Origin of the sequence: Kribbella sp. NBC_01484 (genome assembly GCF_036227145.1) — a bacterium.
GTDB lineage: Bacteria > Actinomycetota > Actinomycetes > Propionibacteriales > Kribbellaceae > Kribbella.
Genome location: NZ_CP109437.1, coordinates 2,834,416 through 2,853,154, shown reverse-complemented (window position 1 = coordinate 2,853,154; position 18,739 = coordinate 2,834,416). Strand labels below are relative to the sequence as shown.

Here is an 18,739-nt window from a genome sequence, read left to right as displayed (position 1 = left end):
AGATTTACTGGAACGCCGTGGTCCAGATCCGCGCCTTGTAGAACTGTGCCCCCGACCGGGTCCGGTCCGGCGAGGCGGACAAGCGGACCGTCTTGTTCGCCCAGTCCCTCGGCTGCGTGCCATCACCACGGATCGACACGACCTCGCCAGAGGAATGCTTCACGTACGACTTCACCCGCGACTCCGACGAGATCTTCCGGGTCCGGAACGACCCGCCGTCGGTCAGCAGCTCGTACACACCCTTGGTCGACGTGATCAGCATCTTCTGGTGGTTGGTGTAGTCCGGCTGCAGGTCGTGGCCCAGGTTTCCACTACCCAGGCTGAAGTGGGCGGCGTACTTGAGCCGGGTGTTCCGCTTGCTGCCCATCACGGCGTAGTGGCTGAACCGGTTCTTCCCCACCACCCAGAGCAGTTCGTACGTCGGGTCCCACAGCACGCCGTGCGCACCTGGGTAATCCACGGTCTGTACCTTGGCCAGACTGCCGAGGCTGCCGACACTGCTCGGCGCGTACAGCGTCAGCTTGCCGTCGGAGCTTGCGACGATCACCGAGCCGTTCCCAGGCACCCGCTCGATCGCATGCGGATTGCCGCCCGGCGTCGCACTCCAGGCCACGTCGTTCAGCTCGGTGTTCTTCTCGCTGTCGATGTCCACGATCCCGGCCTTGCCGCCGGACGCCGCCACCAGCGCGATCCATCCCTGCGCCGCGGTCTCGCGGATCTTCACGTCGGACAGATTCGACCAGGCTCCGCCGCCAGGGCTGAAGCTCCAGTGCACATTGGCGTCCGAGAACGCCTTGTTCTTGGGGAAGACGAGGACCTTGTTCTTGGTCTGCTCGGTGGTCGCGACGTAATAGTTCGCTGCCACCGCCGCCTGTGCGTCCTGCTGCCCCAGTAGCGTGATCGCCGGCGCGCCTACGGCCGCCGCGGCCAGCCCCTGCAGGAACGTCCTCCGGTGCATTCAGATCCTCCTCAGGTTGGTAAGCCCTTTCAGTCGGTACTGACGCCGCCGACGGTCCCGGGGTTCCCTCCCACAAGGAGACCGCCCGGGGCAGGAACCCCGGGCGGTCTTGGTATGACTCAGGCCGCGTGGCGGCCGTGGTGGGTGGTGAGGCGAGCGCGACGGATCGCGTGCACGGTCCCCGCGGTCGAGGCGGGCTTGTGGTTGAAGGGCTCGGCCGCGCCACCGAGGGCGAGCAGGTCGAGCTTGGTCCGGGCCTTGTCGCGGTCGTCAGCGATCCAGGTGCCCTCCGGACCGGCGGTCAGACCGGTGGAGTGGCGCTTGTTGCTGATCTCCAGAGCCGCGATCACGGCCAGCACGAGTACTGCGAGAACGATGTATCCGGTCATGGCAGTAATCATGCTACCAACTAGATCCAGCCACCATTGGCACTATTGACGTACTTCCACAAATTACTGCCATACTGGCTGCATGCTCCGAAAGATCGCGGTCGTCCTGATGGAGGACGTCGCCATGTTCGAGTTCGGCGTGGTGTCAGAGGTGTTCGGGATCGACCGCACCGACGACGGTGTGCCCGAGTTCGACTTCAAAGTGTGTTCGACCAAGCCCGGTGAGCCACTGCGGAGCAGCAGTCACTCCTCGGTGATCGCGCCGTACGGGCTGGAGGAGCTCGAGGACGCCGACCTGGTGGCGCTGCCGGCGACGACCTGGCGGGAGGAGTACGACGAACGCATCCTCGACGCACTCCGCCAGGCCGAGGCCCGCGGGGCGATCCTGCTGACGGTCTGCTCGGGCGCGTTCGTGCTCGGCAAGGCGGGTCTGCTGGACGGTCGGCCGTGTACGACGCACTGGCGCTACGAGAAGCTGTTCCAGGAGCAGTTCCCGCTCGCCAGGCTGGACGCGGACGTGCTGTTCGTCGACGACGGCAACATCATCACGAGCGCCGGCACCGCGGCCGGCATCGACGCCTGCCTGCACCTGGTCCGCCGCGAGCTCGGCAGCGCGGTCGCGACCCGGATCGCCCGCCGGATGGTGGTCCCGCCGCAGCGCGACGGCGGCCAGCGGCAGTACGTCGAGGTCCCGGTGCCGGAGTCGTCCGGGGAGAGCCTGCAGCCGGTACTCGACTGGATGGTCGACAACCTGACCGTCGAGCACACCGTGCCCGCACTGGCCCGGCGGGCGCAGATGTCGGAGCGGACCTTCGCCCGGCGGTTCGTCGCCGAGACCGGGACGACCCCAGTGAAGTGGGTCACCACGCAGCGCGTCCTGCGGGCCCGGACGCTCCTCGAGCAGACTCGGATGGGTGTCGAGCAGATCGCGACCGAGTCGGGATTCGGGACGGCGGCTCTGCTGCGGCATCACTTCCGTAGGGTGGTGGGCGTGCCACCACAGGACTATCGCCGTACGTTCCAGACCGCCAGCTGATGGTCGCCTACCGCAACGCCGTCGCGGCCGATGCCGACGACGTGATGAATGGGCCACCGCCGCTGAGGACTCACACCGCCCACCGGACTCGGCCGACGCCGTACTGCGGCTGATCTCGCGTGATCCGGAGGCGCTGATCCTTGCCGTCGACAACGATATGGTCGTCGGCTCGATCATCGTCGGCTGGGATGGCTGGCGCTGTCATCTCTACCGACTCGCCGTCGCTTCGACCCATCGCCGCCAGGGCATCGGCCGCGAACTGGTCGCGCGGGCCGAGGCCCGGTTCACGGCGTACGGCGGGACCCGCGCCGACGCGATGGTCCTCGACGACAACAGCCAGGCCCACCGCGTCTGGTCAACCGCCGGGTACGCACCCCAGCCCGAATGGTCCCGCTGGGTCAAGCCGCTCCCCTGATCCACTGGTGCAGCTCGACAGGACGTATACGTCCACTGCCAAGCGACCGGACGTCTGCACACGCTCGGCAGCTGGCGCGCTCGCCGGACAGTAGGCGTATACGTCCTGTCGGGACTGGCCGGCGCTGACCAAACCCTGCTCCGCGCTCGCCGGATGATGTCCGATCCCGACGACCGACTCCAACTACTTGACATCGGATACCCGCGGTCTAATACTCGATTTCGAGTACTTGAGATCGAGGAGGGTGTCGTGGCGAAGCGGAAGGTGGGGAATCCCCTGGCGTTCGCCGTGCTCGGGAGTCTGGGCGAGCGGCCGATGCACCCGTACGAGATCTCCACGATGCTCCGGGCCCGCGGCAAGGACCAGAGCATCAAGGTGAACTACGGCTCGCTCTACTCCGTCGTCGGGGCCCTGGAGAAGCACGGCTTCATCGAGGCGCTGGAGACGGTCCGGGAGGGCAACCGCCCGGAGCGCACGGTGTACCAGATCACCACCGCCGGCCAGGCCGAGTTCTCCGACTGGCTGGCCGAGCTGATCGGGACGCCGACCCGCGAGTTCCACCCACTCGAGGCCGGCCTGGCCTACCTGCCAGGCCTGCCGCCCGACCGCGTGCTCGAACTCCTCGACCAACGCCTGACGACGATCGACGGCGAGATCCAGGAGCTGACCGAGCTGCACGATCAGATGGACTCGATGGAGTTCCCGCGCATCTTCTGGATCGAGTCCGAGTTCCGGCTGAAGCTGCTCGAGGCCGAGTCGGCGTACGTCCACCAGCTGGCCGCGGAGATCCGCTCGGACGCACTCAGCGGCTCCGCGTTCTGGCGTTTGGCCTGGAAACACTACGAGGAGGACGGCATCACCCCGACCGAGCAACTCAAGGATCCGGTCAAGTATTTCGGCACGGACTTCGCCTGGATGAAGGCGGTCCCGCCGGAAGCTCAGTAAATAAACGGCCCTCGACCACGGTGCGGCAACACCAGGGTCAAGGGCCGCGGTTCCTCGAGTCGGTCCGAAGACCTGGCACCCAAGGCGCAATCACAGGATAGGCCAGGCCGGACCGGCTCCCAGCACCCACAAAGGGAGTCACCTGATGGCTACGCATGCCCTCGAAGCGGTCGACCTGGTCAAGACGTACCCGGCCGGCCGGAAGAACCCACCGCTCCGCGCGCTCGACGGTCTCTCGTTCAGCGTCCCCGACGGCGTCGTCCTCGGCCTGCTCGGCCCGAACGGCGCCGGCAAGTCCACCACCGTCAAGATCCTCACCACCCTCTCCCGGGCCGACTCCGGCCGGGCGCATGTCGCGGGGTACGACGTGGCCGGCCGGCCGGACCAGGTACGACGCTCGATCGGCTATGTATCGCAGAAGTCCAGCTCCGACCCGATGGCGACGGGCGTCGAGAACCTCGTCCTCAGCGGCCGGATCTACGGCCTGTCGCGGCCGGCCGCGGTGCGGCGGGCGACCGAGTTGCTGGAGCGGTTCGACCTGACCGAGGCCGGCGATCGCCAGGTCAAGACCTACTCCGGTGGCATGCAGCGCAAGCTCGACGTGGCGCTCGGCCTCGTCCACCGGCCGCGGGTGCTGTTCCTCGACGAGCCGACCACCGGCCTCGACCCGGAGGCGCGCGCCGACCTGTGGAACGAGGTCGGCCGACTGTCCGGCGACGAAGGCCTGACCGTGCTGCTCACCACGCACTACCTGGAGGAGGCGGACCGGCTGGCCGGCCAACTCGCCATCGTCGACCACGGCAAGATCGTTGCCGAGGGCACCCCGGAGGCCTTGAAGGCCGAGCTCCGCGGTGACTCGGTGCACGTCGAACTGGTCGATCCGGACCTCGACGGCAGTGTCCGCACGCTGCTCGGACAGCTGTCCGGCATCGGCACGATCGTTGTCGAGGGCAACGTGCTGCGGCTTCGGGTCGACCACGGTGCGACCGCGGTTCCCGCCGTACTGGGAGCCCTTGAAGACAAGGCGGTTCCGGTCACCGCGGTGACCGTGTCACGGCCGTCGCTGGATGATGTGTACCTGCGCTACACCGGCCGCTCGTTCCGGGAAGCCTCGCTGGAAAGGGAGGCCGCGTGATGGCCACTTTGACGGCAACGCCTCCGGTTGTGGCCCAGCGCCGTACCGGATTTCTTGCGCACACTCGCTTCATCACGGGCCGGTGGCTGCGGGCGTCGTACCGGCAGCCGGCTCTGATCGCGTTCACGCTGATCCAGCCGGCGATCTGGCTGCTGCTGTTCGGCCAGCTCTTCAAGGGCGTGGTGAACATCCCGGGCTTCAGCGACTCGTCGTACATCGCCTTCCTCACGCCCGGCATCGTGATGATGACCGCGCTGATGACGAGCGGCTGGAACGGTACGACGTTCATCGCCGACATGGAGCGCGGGGTGATGGACCGGTTGCTCGCGTCGCCGGTCAGCCGGGGTGCCCTGATGGCCGGGCAGTTGATCAGCAACGCGACCACGACGCTGATCCAGACCATCCTGGTGTTCGCGATCGGCATCGCCGCCGGCGCGCGGTACCACGGCGGTGCGGCCGGCTACCTGGTGACGATCGGGGTGTCGATGCTGGTCGGGATCGCGTTCGGCTCGCTGTCCAACGCGGTCGCGCTGCTGACCCGGCAGCAGGAGGCGCTGATCGGCATCTTCCAGTTCGTCTCGCTGCCGCTCACCTTCATGTCGTCGATCATGATCGACCCTGCGGTGGCGCCGCACTGGGTCAACGTGGCGGCTCGCTTCAACCCGGTCGACTGGGCCGCCATCGCCGCCCGCCAAGCCCTGGCCGCCGACCCGGACTGGTCGTCGGTAGTCCGGCACAGCGCCTACCTGCTCGCGTTCACGTTGGTCGTCGGCTGGGCGTCGACCCGCGCCTTCCGCACCTATCAGCGCTCGGTCTGAGGTTGGCCCCCGGACCTGCACTACTCAACAATCGTCGTCTCGGCCGATCCGAGCTGCCGGCTGAGCGTAAGCCGCCGAGGTTGCGCGCAATTGATGAGTGGCGCAGGTCCGCTACCCGAGCGCTTCGGCGTACCAGGGCTTGATGACGTTGTCGATCAGGGCGAGGCGTTGGTCGAAGGGGATGAAGGCGGACTTCATCGCGTTGATGGCGAACCAGCGGAAGTCGTGGAGGCTGTAATCGAAGGCTTCCGCGAGCAACGCCAGCTCCCGGCTCATCGACGTACCACTCATCAACCGGTTGTCCGTGTTCACCGTGACCCGGAAGCGCAGCTTGGCGAGCACGCCGATCGGGTGGTCGGCGATCGACTCCGCGGCGCCGGTCTGCAGGTTGGAACTCGGGCACATCTCCAGCGGGATCCGCCGGTCCCGGACGTACGCCGCCAGCAGCCCGAGCTCGGCCTTCTCGCCGGCCTCGTCGTAGGTGATGTCGTCGATGATCCGCACGCCGTGACCCAGCCGGTCGGCGCCACACCATTGGATCGCCTGCCAGATCGACGGCAGACCGAACGCCTCGCCGGCGTGGATGGTGAAGTGCGCGTTCTCGCGCTGGAGGTATTCGAACGCGTCCAGGTGCCGGGTGGGCGGGTACCCGGCCTCCGCACCGGCGATGTCGAACCCGACCACGCCCGCGTCGCGGTACGCGACCGCCAGCTCCGCGATCTCCATCGACCGGGCCTTGTGCCGCATCGCGGTCAGCAACTGCCGAGCCACGATCGGCCGCTCCGCGGTCGCCATCCCGTGCTCGAACCCTTCCCGGACCGCGTCCACCACCTGCTCGAGCGTCAACCCGGCAGTCAGATGCTGCTCCGGCGCGTACCGCACCTCGGCGTACACCACTCCATCCGCGGCCAGATCCTGCACACACTCACTGGCGACCCGCTTGATCGCCTCGGCGTTCTGCATCACCGCCACCGTGTGATCGAACGTCTCCAGATAGCGCTCCAACGACCCCGAATCCGCCGACTCGACGAACCATTCGGCCAGTTCCCCCGCATCCCCCCGCGGCAACCGATGCCCGATCTCCCGCGCCAACTCCACAACCGTCCCCGCCCGCACCCCACCATCCAAATGGTCATGCAACAAAGCCTTGGGCGCTGCCTTCAACTGCTCCGGGGTGATCATCCCGCCATCTTCGCAGTCCCCCCACCAACCTCAAGCACATCCGAGCCTTCCCACCGCCGTTCGAATTCGTGCAACGCGGCGTTGCACGATTCCTTGGCTCGCCACCGGTCACCGCCGCGAAGCGGGAGATTCTCAAGAGTTACTGGTTCCATCGGGCAGGAGATCCTTGACCGGCAACACGAGCAGGACTGGGGCAGCAAGGTCATCGACAGGCTCTCGACCGACCTCAAGAATCGTTGTCCCGGAGTGACCGGATACTCACCGCGCAACCTCAAGTACATGCGAGCGTTCGCGGCTGCTTGGGCAGGAGAGGCAATTGTGCAAGCGCCACTTGCACAACTGCCGTGGTACCACCATCTCGCCTTGCTGACCAAGATCGACCACCCTGAGTTGCGCTCCTGGTACGCCGCTGCCGCGCTCCACATCGACGGCCGATTCCACGAGCGCGCCGGCAAGGCGGTGACGAACTTCGCCACGGCGCTGCCGTCGGAAGAGTCCGACCTGGCTCAGCAGGCAACCCGCGATCCCTACCTGTTCGACTTCCTCGGCGCGACCGACGGCTGGCGGGAGCGGGAGGTGGAGGTGGAGAAGAAGCTGGTCGAGCACGTCGGCAAGTTCCTCCTCGAGCTCGGACAGGGGTTCGCGTTCATCGGGCAGCAGGTCCGGCTCGAGTGGCGGAGGAGGACTGACCGGCGCGCGCCCGCGCTCCGCGAGGCGATTCCCGGGTGGGAATTGAGGGTGGGTGCGGGGTGGACGCACCGTTGGGGGGTGGAAACGATGAAGAGCTATCACATCCAGTACGGCGGCGGGCTCGAGAGTTTGCGGTTGCGCGAACACCCCGTGCCGGAGCCCGGGCCGACCGAGGTGCTGGTGCGGATCCGGGCGAACTCGCTCAGCTCACGCGAGCTGAACATCCTGCGCGGCCGCTATCCGCTTCCGGTCTCCGACGACATCATCGCCGCGTCGGACGGCGCCGGTGAGGTGGTCGCGGTGGGTGGCGAGGTCGACCGCTTCCAGGTTGGGGATCGGGTGATGGGCGTCGTGTTCCAGCGATGGTTCGACGGGCGCTTCGATCTCGCTCGCGCCGACCAGCTGGGCGGATCGCTCAACGGTCTGCTGACGGAGTACGCCGTACTCGACCAGGAAGGCGTCGTACCGATCCCCGATCACCTCACGTACGAAGAGGCGGCGACGCTGCCGTGTGTGGCAGTCACCGCGTGGAACGCCCTGGTCGGCGGGCAGGGTCTCGCGCCTGGCGAGCAAGTCCTGACGCTGGGTTCGGGTGGTGTGTCTCTGTTCGCTTTGCAGTTCGCCAAACTGCTCGGTGCTCGCGTGATCGCGACCGCCGGCACTGACGAGAAGGCCGCGCGCCTGACCGAACTCGGTGCCGACGCCGTCATCAACCACACCACCACGGCTGACTGGGCGAAGCAGGTCCGTGAACTGACCGACGACCGCGGCGTCGACCATGTGGTCGATGTGGCCGGCACTCTGAACGAGTCGCTCCGAGCCGCCGCCACCGGCGGCGAGATCGCCTTCGTCGGCTCACTGGGCGGCGCCGACCCCATCGACGCCCGCCTCCTCTTCACGTCCTCGGTCACCGTGCGCCCGATCGCCCTGGGCCACCGCGCCCACTTCCAGGCATTGAACCAGGCCATCGCCGCAGCCGACCTGCACCCAGTCATCGACAGGGTCTTCCCCTTCGATCAAACCCCTGCCGCCTTCGCCTACTACGCCAACGGCGGCGGCTTCGGCAAAATCGTCATCTCCCACACCGCCTGACCCTTACCCACTGCGGCCCCGCGTCTACTCCAGCCCGCCCGCACCAGCGGGTGGTCAGATGGTGTGGATTCGGAAGACGGGGACGCCGGGGGCGATGTGGTGGAGGACCTCGTCGGGGGAGTTCTTGTCGACGTCGCCGCCGAAGAAGGTGCCGACCTCCCAGGCCCACTTCTTGAGGTAGAGCCGGAGCATCGGGGTCTTGTCGGCGTCGGCGATCTCCTCGGCGCGGAAGGTTTCGACCTTGCGGCCGAGTTGGAGGCGGCCCTCCTTGGTGGCGCGGAGGTTCTTCACCCACTGGGTGTGGCCGCGGGGGGCGACCAGGTAGCGCTCGCCGTCGAGGATCAGGAGGTTGACCGGAGTGCTGCGCCACTCGCCGGACTTGCGGCCGCGGACCGAGAGGACCCGGCTGCCCATCAGGCTCAGGCCGAGCTTGGTCATGCGGGCGACGATCCGGTTGAAGACCCGCATGCTGCCCTCGGCCGCGGTGATCACGCGCTTGCTGTCGTAGGTCTGCTTGTACTCCGGCATCGTCCTGCCCTTTCATCGTTTCGAGAGCGGTGCTCTCTGTTGAGATCAGTGAACACGGAAGCAGTGCTCCTTGTCAAGAGCACTGCTCTCGAATCTGTGGCAGACTGGGTTCATGAACGCTGGACGCACCGCACGCGAGAGAGCCAGGGCCGAGCTGACCGACGAGATCAAGGCGGTCGCCCGGCGCCAGCTGGCAACGGTCGGGGCGGAAGGGCTGTCGCTGCGGGCGGTCTCCCGGGAGCTCGGGATGGTGTCGTCGGCGCTCTACCGGTACTTCCCGAGCCGCGACGACTTGCTGACAGTGCTGATCATCGAGGCGTACGACGCTCTCGGCGAAGCGGCCGAAGCAGCGGCGATCAAATCGGGAGCGTCGTTCGCAGTCGGCGGAGCGACCCCGGACGCGGAACCGCCGGACGGAGGGCTGGCGCCGGTCCCGGGGTCGTGGGATCCGTTGCAGACCTGGGTGGCCGTGTTCAGCGCCATTCGGGACTGGGCTCGCTCGAATCCACAGCAGTACGCACTGATCTACGGGTCGCCGGTGCTGGGTTATCAGGCACCGCAGACGACGGTTCAGCCCGCCATCCGGGTGCCCATCCTGATGCTCGGGATTCTGCAGCAAGCGCATGCGGAGGGGCGACTGGCGCCGCTCGACGATGCGCCTGAGCCGGACGGCGTACTCGCCGGCCAGGTGGCGGTGCTGGTCGGGTTGGCGCCTGGTGTGCCACCCAGCGTGCTGCTCCGCATGGTGATCGTGTGGACGCAGTTGTTCGGGATGATCAACTTCGAGTTGTTCGGTCAGCTGGTCGGGTCGATGGACCCGGCGGACGAGTTCTTCGCCTCGGCGACCCGGCAGATGGCCGCCTTCGTCGGTGTCAGTTGACGACATTACTGCCCGCCGCGGGTGTCAGCTGAACGCCTTCGGAAGCGGGAGGTCGATGGCGCGCGCGACCCGGCGGACGTAGTCCTCGCGCGGGATCGAGACCGCGCCGAGGGTGGCCAGGTGGTCGGTGACCCATTGGATGTCGAACACGCGCTCGGCGGCGTACTCGTCGTCCAGCAGTTCGATCAGACCGGCGACGGCAGCCTTCGAACCATCGGTCTTGTGATGGAACATCGACTCTCCGGCGAACAGCCCGCCGATCGACACGCCGTACAGACCGCCCGCGAGCTCGTCGCCGTCCCAGGCCTCGACCGAATGCACCCAGCCGAGCCGGTGGAGTTCGGTGTACGACGCGATGATGTCCCGGTCGACCCAGGACCCGGGCCGGCGCGGATCGGCACACGCGCGGATGACCTGATCGAACGCCGTGTTCACCCGGATCTCGAACTTGCTGCGGGCCCGCCGCACCGACCGCGACGGCCGGTACCCGGCCACCTCGATCACCCCGCGATCGACCGGCGACCACCACAGCACCGAGGCTCGGCGGTCCGGCATCGGGAACAGACCCCGCCGGTACGCCGCCAGCACGGTCCCCGGCGCCAGGTCGGCACCACCCGCGACCACGTCGCTCGCCCCGGCAACCCCGACCGGCGGAAACTCCCACACAGAAGCAGCAGGCTCGACAGGCACACCCCCATCCTGGACCACACCCCACCACTCCACCGCCGAGGGGACACCCCGAGCTGGAGAGACCACCCCCGGGGCCGAAGCAACACTCCGCGGTCGAGGGGACACCCGAAGAGCTAGGGGACACCCGGGGTTTCTCCCGAGTGGCGGGGTACCGGAAGCCACGTAGAGTTGAAGCACGCCCAGGCTTCCGGACGCGGGGGAGGGCGGGAAGGAGCACCGTGGCCGGAGTAGCCAGGTTCGTCGCCAGCAGTCTTGCGCCCGCCGCGCAGCGGCTCGCTCCGCAGGCCGCGGCGGGAGTACTGCGCCAGATTCTCGAAGTCGCGATCGACGGGTACCAGCGGTTCCCCGGCGCCGAGCGGATCGCGGAGAGCAAGCTGGCCCGGTGCGGCGGCGACCCACAGCTCGCCATCGACGCGGTGATCGACCAGCACATCCGGCTGGCCGGCGTCCAGGGCTTCGCCACCGGCCTCGGCGGCCTCATCATCCTCCCGGTCTTGCTGCCCGCGAACCTGACCGGCATCGCGATCGTCCAGGCGCGGATGGTCGCCGCGATCGCGCACCTGCGCGGCTACGACCTGGACGACCCGCGCGTCCGCACTGCGGTGATCACCTGCCTGCTCGGCGAGGAGGGCATCGCCGACCGGCTGAAGAAGTCCAGTCTGGTGTCGTCGCCGATGGCGATCGCGACCGCGCCGGTGTTCGACCCGGAGCTGGATCGCCAGGTCTCCGGCGAGGTGGTCGGCGAACTGATCGCCCGGATCAGCGGCAAGAAGATGGCCCTCACCGTCACCCGCCGGGTTCCGCTGCTCGGCGGCGCGGTCGGCGGCTGCGTCGACGGCTGGTCGACGTACCGCGTCGGTCAGTACGCCGACAAGAGCCTGGTCCGCCGGATCCGGCGCCCGATCGAGCCGTGATCGCCGTACGCCGCAGCGCGCTGAGGGCTGTGGAAGGGTGATCGCCGCGTGGTAGCGCCGTTCTGGGGGCCGATGCTGGACTGCCCGGACCCGTTGCCGCTGGCTGAGTTCTACCAGCGGGTGGCCGGCGGTGAGCTGGCGGTCGTCCACGAGGCGTTCGTGGAGCTGAGGTTCGACACGTTCAGCCTCGGCTTCCAGCGTGACCTCAACTACCGGGCGCCGACGTGGCCGAACCCGCGCGTACCGCAGCAGACCCACCTGGATTTCATGGCCGAGGATCTGGACGCGGAGCAGGCTCGAGTGATCGCGGCCGGTGGGACGCCGGCTGCCTTCCAACCGCAGCCGTCCGTCTTCCGCGTCTTCCTCGACCCGGCCGGTCACCCGTTCTGCCTGACTACGTGGCGTACGCCGAGTGGTCCACCCGAATCACGCTGACGCTTCGGCCGGCTCCAGGCTGCGCCGCGTCAACGGAAGGCGAGTGCGGGTCTCCTCGTCCGCGGGCGTCTCGACAAACAGAATCAGATCCGGATGCGCGGGCAACGCGAACTCGGTCACCGTGAAGTGGAGCTCGCCCGCGGCCGGGTGGATCACGTGCCGCGGCCGCGGCGTGCAGGCAGCGACCTCGTGCCGTGACCACAGCTGGGCGAACTCAGGACTGAGCGCCTGCAGCCGCTCCAGGTCCGTCTCCCAATCCGGGTCGCCGAGGTGTTCGCCGTACGCCGATCGCAGCCGGCCGACGAGGTACGGGAGCTCGGTGTCGTAGTTCAGCAACTGCTGCCGGGCGGTCGGCTCGGTGACGATGCACCACAGCAGGTTCTTGTGGATGCAGGGCAGTCGGTGCCAGTCGTGGAAGAGGTCGCTGAACGCCGCGTTCGTACGGACGATGTCGAACCGGGTGTTGGTGATCACCGCGGGCAACGGATCGAGTGTGTCGAGGATCTCGGCGAAGACGTTCTCGTTCGCACACACCGTCGCCCGAGGTGGTCGCACCGGCGTCGCCTCGGCCAGCCGGTAGAGATGCTCGCGCTCGATCGAGTTGAGCCGCAGCGTCGCGGCGACCGCATCCAGCACCTGACCGCTCGCGTTGATCGGTCGCCCCTGCTCGAGCCACGTGTACCAGGTCACGCCGACCCCGGCGAGCTGAGCCAACTCCTCCCGCCGCAGCCCCGGCGTACGACGCCTCCCGCCGGCGGGCAGGCCGACATCCTCGGGGGACACCCGCGCACGCCGCGCCTTCAGGAATTCCCCGAGCTCAGCCCGGTGAGTACTCACGCCACCATCGTGACGCCCCGCACCGACAGTTTCCGGTCGGCGAGCAAGTGCGAGCGGAAGCCATGACTCGGCGGCCGGGGTCGCCCGAGCCGGGGCACCACCCACTCCAGCCGCGGGCCGAAAGTCGTTAGGTGGACCAGGAACTGGGGGGCTGGGACAGGCAATACCTTGTCCCAGCCCCCGACAACCTGTCCCAGGTCCCCGGATGTGATCCCGTTCGCCGGCGGACGGAGGCGCTGCGATTCAGCCGGCGAGAGCTTGCACCACTCGGCTCGGGGACGGCTTGCCTAGCTGCTCGGCCATCCAGACGCTGGTGGTGACGAGCTTCTGCAGGTCGACGCCGGTGTCGATGCCGAGGCCGTCGAGCTGCCAGAGGAGGTCTTCGGTGGCGAGGTTGCCGGTTGCGCTCTCGGCGTACGGACAGCCGCCGAGGCCGCCGGCGGAGCTGTCGACCGTGGTGACCCCTGCGCGGAATGCGGTGAGTGTGTTGGCGAGAGCCTGGCCGTAGGTGTCGTGGAAGTGCACAGCCAGCTTGTCGACCCCGACCCCGGCGGAGCCGAAGGCCGTGATCAGTGCGGTCACCTGGCCGGGCGTCGCGACGCCGATCGTGTCGCCGAGGGAAAGCTCCTGGCAGCCGAGGTCGACCAGTCGCGCGCCGACCTTCACCACCTGATCGATCGGTACGTCGCCCTCCCACGGGTCGCCGTAACACATCGACACGTAGCCCCGGACCGTCAGCCCTTCGGCCAGCGCGCGCTGGATCGTCGGGGTGAACATCGCGAACTGGTCGTCGAGTGTGGAGTTCAGGTTCTTCGCCGCGAAGGTCTCGGTCGCGCTGGCGAAGATCGCGATCTCGCGGACACCGGCGGCGAGCGCTCGGTCCAGGCCGCGTTCGTTCGGCACCAGGACCGGGGCCCGCACACCGCCCGGGAGGTCGAGCTGGTCGAGCAGTTCGGCGGCGTCCGCGAGCTGCGGGACCCACTTCGGGTGCACGAAGCTCGTCGTCTCGATCGTCGTCAGGCCGGCGTCGATCAGCCGCCGGATGAACTCGGCCTTCACCGCGACGTCGACGATGGCCGACTCGTTCTGCAGCCCGTCCCGTGGACCGACCTCGTAGATCGTCACCCGGTCGGGCAGGCCGTCGGCCTTCACCAGTTGCGGTTTCCGCATCGTGCCGCCTCCGTGCGTCTGAGCCTGACACGGGATCTCCGCGACAATGGCTCGTGATGACAACTCTGGCTGACATTCTGCGCGGCATCGAACGTGGCGTCTTCCCCGCCCCGGATCTCGGCGTCACGCTCGTACCGGCGCCGTCGCCGCGCGAGACCTGCGTGGTCGCGCTGACCGGGCACATCGTGATCGCCGCGGACGTCGACCCCGCGTGGGTCGCCGAACGCGTCCCGGCCGGTGACCTCTCCGCGCCGACCAATCCGCCGTTCCTCTCGGCTCTCGAGGAGTTCACCGGCCGCCGGGTGAACGCGATCGACGCGATGCTGCTCGCGCCCGCGCTCAACGATCCGGCCGATCGCGTCGCGGCGACCACAGGTGTGACCGAACTCACCAATCACGACCACCCTCGCGTCGAGCGCGCGTGGCGCTACCGCGACGACGTCCGGGTGTACGGCGACGAGTACGGCGGACTCGTGCTCACCGGGCGAGGTCTGGCCGGCCGCCTCGAGTGTGCGATCGAAGTACCCGAGGAATCCCGCGGCAAAGGCCACGGACGCCGGCTCGCCTCAGCCGCTCGTGCGCTCGTCCCGCCGGACGCACACATCTGGGCGCAGGTCACGCCAGGTAACGCGGCCTCGTTCCGGACGTTCCTGGCCGCGGGCTACAAACCCGTAGGCTCCGAAGCGCTGCTGGTCAAGTGACCGCTCCGTGAACACCGGGCGGATTGTTGCTGACGGCCACTAGTCCACACCTGTGGACAAACCTGGGGAAACCGGGCGTCACGCCGTCCGGCGATGGTAGGTGTGCGGCTCGTCGGCGTAGAGGTTGCCGCGGTAGAGGCCGCGGATGATCTCGGCTTCGTAGCCGTCGAGTTCGGGCATGCCGAGGTCGCGGGCGATCTCGAGCTCGGCGTGGGCGTCGTACGGGATGCGGACGAACTGGATCGAGAACGGCGCCGGATCGGGTGAGTCCGGGACGCCCTCGAGGATCGCGTAGACCGGGGTCGGATCCTCCAGGCTGTTGCCGACCGAGCCGATGTTGAACAAGGTCCGGCCGAGGTCGACCTCGTAGAACGGATCGTGGGTGTCGGCATACCCGACCACGGTCGGGATCGGGCCGTCTCCGGTGGCCGGCGTGTTCTCGAACATCCCGACGTACTCCGCCTCGTCGTGATCGAACCGGACCCGCCGGTGAACACTCGTCGACGACGCGTGGAAGAGCCGGAGCTGGCGGCCGCTCAGCAGGAAGTCATGGCAGAACGGGAGCCCGCGCAGCCAGGCCCACTGGTCCTCGCGCAACTCCTTCTTCCACCACCGCAGGCCTTCGCTGTCGTGCTCGCGCTCGGGATCAGGCAGGAAGTCGTCCCAGTTGCCGAGGATGTTCACCTCGCAGAGCTCGCGGCACCGATCCACCACCGCCTGCCCGCGCGGCCCCTTCCCGACATAGTCGCCGAGATTGAAGATCCGCTCGATCCCCCGCCCCTCGATATCCGCGAGCACCGCCTCCAGCGCGGTCAGATTGCCGTGCACATCCGAAATCAGCGCAATCCGCTCGAGACCCATGAGCCGCATCCTTCCATCCCGCCGGGCCTCTCGGACAACGAATTCCTACCGTCGGAGGGCCTGTGGATAACTTCCGCGGCGATCGGCCGATTTTTGCCAGCCTTGTGTTCGTGAGGTTTCCAGCCGACAGATCGGGGAGCGGGATGAGTGAGAACGAACAGAAGTCACCCTTCGGGGCAGGGTTTGCCGCCGCATGCATCGTCGTCGGAGCCGTGCTGGTCTGCGGCATCCTCCTCCTCGTCAGCGGGCCGAACCACTCCGACGCATCAACGGGTACGACGCACTCCTCGGCCGCCGGCGATCCGGGGGCACCCGTGAGCTCACGGACCGATGGTCAGACCGCCGGTGCTCGGCCTGCGACCCCTTCGGGCAATGGTTCAGATCAGGCCGCTGCCGACGGTCGGAACGGCTGTGGCCCAGCGGCTGGGGATCAAGCGGTCCCCACCAAGCCGCCGGTTGCCGACAGCTGGGAGGTCAGCCATCGGGTCGTCGTCCCACGATCGACCGCCCACGGGCCGGCCAGGACCGACGCCGACGGCTTCCGGCGGTGCTTCGCCCATTCGCCGACCGGTGCGGTCTACGCCGCCTACAACGTCGTCGCCGCACTCGCGGACCAACGGCAAGCGATCCCGACCGTTCAGAAGCTCATGGTCCCCGGCTCCAACACCGACGCACTGCTTCAAGAGCTACGGAAAGAGACGCCGACCGACGAGGCTGCCACCCAGCTGGCCGGCTTCCGGGTCCTGGACGCCGATCGCGATCGGGTCACCATCATGCTCGCGGTCCCGGTCGAATCGGAGTACATGAGCCTCACCCTCACGCTGATCTGGTACGCCGGCGACTGGCGGGTCCGATCGCCATCGCCCGGTAACCCCGTCGGCGCGCCGTTCTCCCAACACCGTGATCTCGACGACTTCGTGGCTTGGAGTGGTGTCTGATGTGTGGCCCGACGAATGTCGCCTGTCACATCGGCGAGGGATTCCAGGCGGTCGCCGAGAACGGTCTCAAGGCGCTGACGAAGGCCATCGGCGAGGCTGCGATGGAGGCCATGAACGGCGTGGCGACTTTCTGGATCGAGCAGCCGACCCCGACGCTGGTCGTCGGCGCCGACGGCAAGTCTCCCCGGAACAGCGAAATGGTGGCCTTCCTGCAGGGCAACGTCCTCGAGATCGCGGCGATCATCTTCATCCTGGCGGTGCTGGTCGCCGGCATCCGGACCGCCTGGGAGCAGCGCGCGCAACCACTCCAACAGTTGCTAAAGGCAACGCTTGTGTTCGTGGCCGTCAGCGCGGCCGGCGCGGCGACCCTGCAACTGCTCTCCGAGTACTCGGACTGGTTCGCGCAGATGATCATCAAGTCGGTGCTCCCCGAGGATTCGGCTCTCGGCCCCGCGCTGGGCGGACTCGTGCTGCGAGGCAGTCTGGGTCCGATCACCGGCGACCAGACCGCTAGCCTGATGACGATGCTGATCGGGATGTTCGTCATCATCGGCGGCCTGGTCCAGGTCGTTCTGATGGTGATCCGGTCGGCGCTGTTGATCCTGCTCGCGGGCACTTTTCCGCTCGCGGCCGCCGCGACCAACACCGAGATCGGCAAGGCGTGGTTCAAGAAGTACTGCGGCTGGGCGCTGGCCTTCGTCGCATACAAGCCGGCCGCGGCACTCATCTACGCCGCCGCGATGAAGATGAACCAGATCGGTGTCGGGGGCTCCGGCAACACCTTCGTGCGGACCGCCACCGGTCTGATGATGCTGTTCCTCGCGATCTTCGCCTTACCGGCCCTGCTGCGCTTCATGGTCCCCGTGACGGCGGCGGTGGCCGGCGGTAGCGCAGGTATGGGCACGGCGGCCGCCGACCCCGGTGGCATGGCCACCGGTGCCATCAACATCGGTCGGTCGGCCATGGGACGGCTCGGTGGATCGGGCGGCTCATCGGGTGGTGGAGGTGCGTCCGGGGCAATCGCGGCCGGCCCAGCAGGTGCGGGTCTGGCCGTCGCCGGTGCGGCTGTCAACGGGGGCAAGAAGTTGGCCGGTGGGGTGGCGGGTGCGGCCGCGCACTCGGCTGGTGAAACAGGAGGTGGGTCGGTCACGCCGACCTCGTCGGTCGGTCCGATGTCCCGCAGCGGGTCCGGCGCACGGTCGTCCGGCGCGCGGTCATCGGGTTCGTCCGGTTCGAGTACGGCGAGCTCCGGGACTTCCGCGTCCGCCACACCGGGACGGATCCCCGAACCCGCGGGTCCGAACGGGGCTTGGTAGGTGCCGAACCGCACCGCACTAGACCGGATTTTGCCGCTGTTGACCGAGCAGCCCGCAAGCCTTTCCGCACACCCCGGTGGCGCCGAGTTACGCTCAGGTGGTTTGCGGTTGAGGGTCGGTCTGTAGCCGAAAGGTCACCCCGCGTAGCGAAGTGACCTAGTCAGCTAATAGAGTCCGCGCATGACCATCGCGCCTTCGCTTTGCTCGCCCCTAGCGCTAGCCGATGCAGAACCCACTCGCGCCTCGGAACCTTGGGAAAGCGATGTGATCTCGGCCTATGGCCTGCTGCGTGAAGCAGCGGCCGAGCTGGATCATCTGATGCGCCACTCCCTGAAGCGCAGTGGACTGCAAATGGCAATGTTCGAACTGTTGCTGCGGCTGGCCCGCAGCCACGGGGAGAAGCAGCGTCTCACGTCCCTCGCCCGGGAGTTGACCGTCACCACCGGCGGCATCACCCGGCTGGTGGACCGCGCCGAGAATCTCGGCCTGGTGCGCCGGGAGCCGTGTCCCGACGACGCCCGCGGCTCGTTCGCGGTGCTGACCGAGGAGGGGAAGCGGCGGCTGCGCGAAGCACTGCCGGACCACCTCCTCGAGATCGACAGCCTCTGGATGTCCCAGCTGGCCGACGAGCGGGACCTCGTCCTCGGCAAGCTCCGCCGGGTCCGGGACAACGCCCGCCGCTGGCCGAACGGCCGCCCGGGCCTGGGGCCGATCTCACCCGACCGGATCTGAACCACAGCGACAAACCTGAAAATCGGATACGAAGCATTACCCGCTACTAACGGTTGGGGCGCTCGGCTGGTGTCGAG

The 18,739-nt window shown here is 68.0% G+C and carries 21 protein-coding genes; 13 read left to right on the top strand and 8 right to left on the bottom strand.

Going from position 1 to position 18,739, the window contains the following annotated elements:
* Nucleotides 1-4 precede the first annotated feature (4 nt).
* On the bottom strand, nucleotides 5-958 hold the full coding sequence (locus OG555_RS14050; protein ID WP_329483295.1) for a DUF6528 family protein: 954 nt from the start codon (nucleotides 956-958) through the stop codon (nucleotides 5-7).
* 119 nt (nucleotides 959-1,077) lie between these two features.
* Entirely contained in the window at nucleotides 1,078-1,347 is a 270-nt protein-coding gene (locus OG555_RS14045; RefSeq protein WP_329483294.1) for a hypothetical protein, read from the bottom strand.
* Nucleotides 1,348-1,429: 82 nt separating this feature from the next.
* Here OG555_RS14045 and OG555_RS14040 point away from each other — a divergent pair, with 82 nt between their 5' ends.
* The 5 genes from OG555_RS14040 (at nucleotide 1,430) to OG555_RS14020 (ending at nucleotide 5,696) form a co-directional block, all read left to right on the top strand.
* Complete coding sequence (locus OG555_RS14040) at nucleotides 1,430-2,383, top strand: GlxA family transcriptional regulator (RefSeq protein ID WP_329483293.1); 954 nt, start codon at nucleotides 1,430-1,432, stop codon at nucleotides 2,381-2,383.
* Nucleotides 2,316-2,798, top strand: a complete 483-nt coding sequence (locus OG555_RS14035) for a GNAT family N-acetyltransferase (RefSeq protein WP_329484819.1) — start codon at nucleotides 2,316-2,318, stop codon at nucleotides 2,796-2,798. The genes OG555_RS14040 and OG555_RS14035 overlap by 68 nt, the downstream gene beginning before the upstream one ends.
* A gap of 249 nt (nucleotides 2,799-3,047) precedes the next feature.
* A complete protein-coding gene (locus OG555_RS14030; RefSeq protein ID WP_329483291.1) occupies nucleotides 3,048-3,743 on the top strand; it encodes a PadR family transcriptional regulator in 696 nt (231 codons plus the stop codon).
* 145 nt (nucleotides 3,744-3,888) lie between these two features.
* Complete coding sequence (locus tag OG555_RS14025) at nucleotides 3,889-4,878, top strand: ATP-binding cassette domain-containing protein (RefSeq protein ID WP_329483290.1); 990 nt, start codon at nucleotides 3,889-3,891, stop codon at nucleotides 4,876-4,878.
* A complete protein-coding gene (locus tag OG555_RS14020; protein ID WP_329483289.1) occupies nucleotides 4,878-5,696 on the top strand; it encodes an ABC transporter permease in 819 nt (272 codons plus the stop codon). Before OG555_RS14025 ends, OG555_RS14020 begins: the two co-directional genes overlap by 1 nt.
* 111 nt (nucleotides 5,697-5,807) lie before the next feature.
* Here OG555_RS14020 and OG555_RS14015 read toward each other — a convergent pair whose 3' ends face one another.
* Nucleotides 5,808-6,878, bottom strand: coding sequence for an adenosine deaminase (locus OG555_RS14015; RefSeq protein ID WP_329483288.1), 1,071 nt, complete (start codon nucleotides 6,876-6,878; stop codon nucleotides 5,808-5,810).
* On the opposite strand from OG555_RS14015, the gene OG555_RS14010 reads away from it, so the two are divergent.
* Nucleotides 6,768-8,660, top strand: a complete 1,893-nt coding sequence (locus OG555_RS14010; RefSeq protein ID WP_329483287.1) for a PDDEXK nuclease domain-containing protein — start codon at nucleotides 6,768-6,770, stop codon at nucleotides 8,658-8,660. The genes OG555_RS14015 and OG555_RS14010 overlap by 111 nt on opposite strands.
* A gap of 54 nt (nucleotides 8,661-8,714) precedes the next feature.
* Here the strand turns inward: OG555_RS14010 and OG555_RS14005 are convergent, their stop codons facing one another.
* Entirely contained in the window at nucleotides 8,715-9,188 is a 474-nt protein-coding gene (locus OG555_RS14005; RefSeq protein WP_329483286.1) for a nitroreductase family deazaflavin-dependent oxidoreductase, read from the bottom strand.
* A gap of 112 nt (nucleotides 9,189-9,300) precedes the next feature.
* Here OG555_RS14005 and OG555_RS14000 point away from each other — a divergent pair, with 112 nt between their 5' ends.
* Nucleotides 9,301-10,068, top strand: coding sequence for a TetR/AcrR family transcriptional regulator (locus OG555_RS14000; RefSeq protein WP_329483285.1), 768 nt, complete (start codon nucleotides 9,301-9,303; stop codon nucleotides 10,066-10,068).
* 24 nt (nucleotides 10,069-10,092) lie between these two features.
* Here the strand turns inward: OG555_RS14000 and aat are convergent, their stop codons facing one another.
* Nucleotides 10,093-10,758, bottom strand: a complete 666-nt coding sequence (gene aat, locus OG555_RS13995) for a leucyl/phenylalanyl-tRNA--protein transferase (protein ID WP_329483284.1) — start codon at nucleotides 10,756-10,758, stop codon at nucleotides 10,093-10,095.
* Between the two features lie 218 nt (nucleotides 10,759-10,976).
* On the opposite strand from aat, the gene OG555_RS13990 reads away from it, so the two are divergent.
* Together OG555_RS13990 and OG555_RS13985 are read left to right on the top strand one after the other, a co-directional pair.
* Nucleotides 10,977-11,672: an EcsC family protein gene (locus OG555_RS13990; RefSeq protein ID WP_329483283.1), complete on the top strand. Its 696-nt coding sequence runs from the start codon at nucleotides 10,977-10,979 to the stop codon at nucleotides 11,670-11,672.
* Between the two features lie 48 nt (nucleotides 11,673-11,720).
* Complete coding sequence (locus OG555_RS13985; protein WP_329483282.1) at nucleotides 11,721-12,107, top strand: VOC family protein; 387 nt, start codon at nucleotides 11,721-11,723, stop codon at nucleotides 12,105-12,107.
* Here the strand turns inward: OG555_RS13985 and OG555_RS13980 are convergent.
* Entirely contained in the window at nucleotides 12,099-12,944 is an 846-nt protein-coding gene (locus OG555_RS13980; RefSeq protein WP_329483281.1) for a helix-turn-helix transcriptional regulator, read from the bottom strand. The two genes, OG555_RS13985 and OG555_RS13980, sit on opposite strands and share 9 nt — an antisense overlap.
* A gap of 243 nt (nucleotides 12,945-13,187) precedes the next feature.
* Nucleotides 13,188-14,114, bottom strand: coding sequence for a hydroxymethylglutaryl-CoA lyase (locus OG555_RS13975; protein ID WP_329483280.1), 927 nt, complete (start codon nucleotides 14,112-14,114; stop codon nucleotides 13,188-13,190).
* 56 nt (nucleotides 14,115-14,170) lie between these two features.
* Between OG555_RS13975 and OG555_RS13970 the strand changes: the two genes are divergently transcribed.
* Entirely contained in the window at nucleotides 14,171-14,815 is a 645-nt protein-coding gene (locus OG555_RS13970) for a GNAT family N-acetyltransferase (RefSeq protein WP_329483279.1), read from the top strand.
* Nucleotides 14,816-14,893: 78 nt separating this feature from the next.
* On the opposite strand, the gene OG555_RS13965 is transcribed toward OG555_RS13970, so the two are convergent.
* A complete protein-coding gene (locus OG555_RS13965) occupies nucleotides 14,894-15,676 on the bottom strand; it encodes a metallophosphoesterase family protein (protein ID WP_329483278.1) in 783 nt (260 codons plus the stop codon).
* 143 nt (nucleotides 15,677-15,819) lie between these two features.
* On the opposite strand from OG555_RS13965, the gene OG555_RS13960 reads away from it, so the two are divergent.
* From OG555_RS13960 to OG555_RS13950, 3 genes are all read left to right on the top strand, one after another.
* Nucleotides 15,820-16,614, top strand: a complete 795-nt coding sequence (locus OG555_RS13960) for a hypothetical protein (protein ID WP_329483277.1) — start codon at nucleotides 15,820-15,822, stop codon at nucleotides 16,612-16,614.
* Nucleotides 16,614-17,930, top strand: coding sequence for a hypothetical protein (locus OG555_RS13955; protein WP_329483276.1), 1,317 nt, complete (start codon nucleotides 16,614-16,616; stop codon nucleotides 17,928-17,930). The genes OG555_RS13960 and OG555_RS13955 overlap by 1 nt, the downstream gene beginning before the upstream one ends.
* Nucleotides 17,931-18,194: 264 nt before the next feature.
* Complete coding sequence (locus OG555_RS13950) at nucleotides 18,195-18,662, top strand: MarR family winged helix-turn-helix transcriptional regulator (RefSeq protein ID WP_329483275.1); 468 nt, start codon at nucleotides 18,195-18,197, stop codon at nucleotides 18,660-18,662.
* Nucleotides 18,663-18,739: the final 77 nt, after the last annotated feature.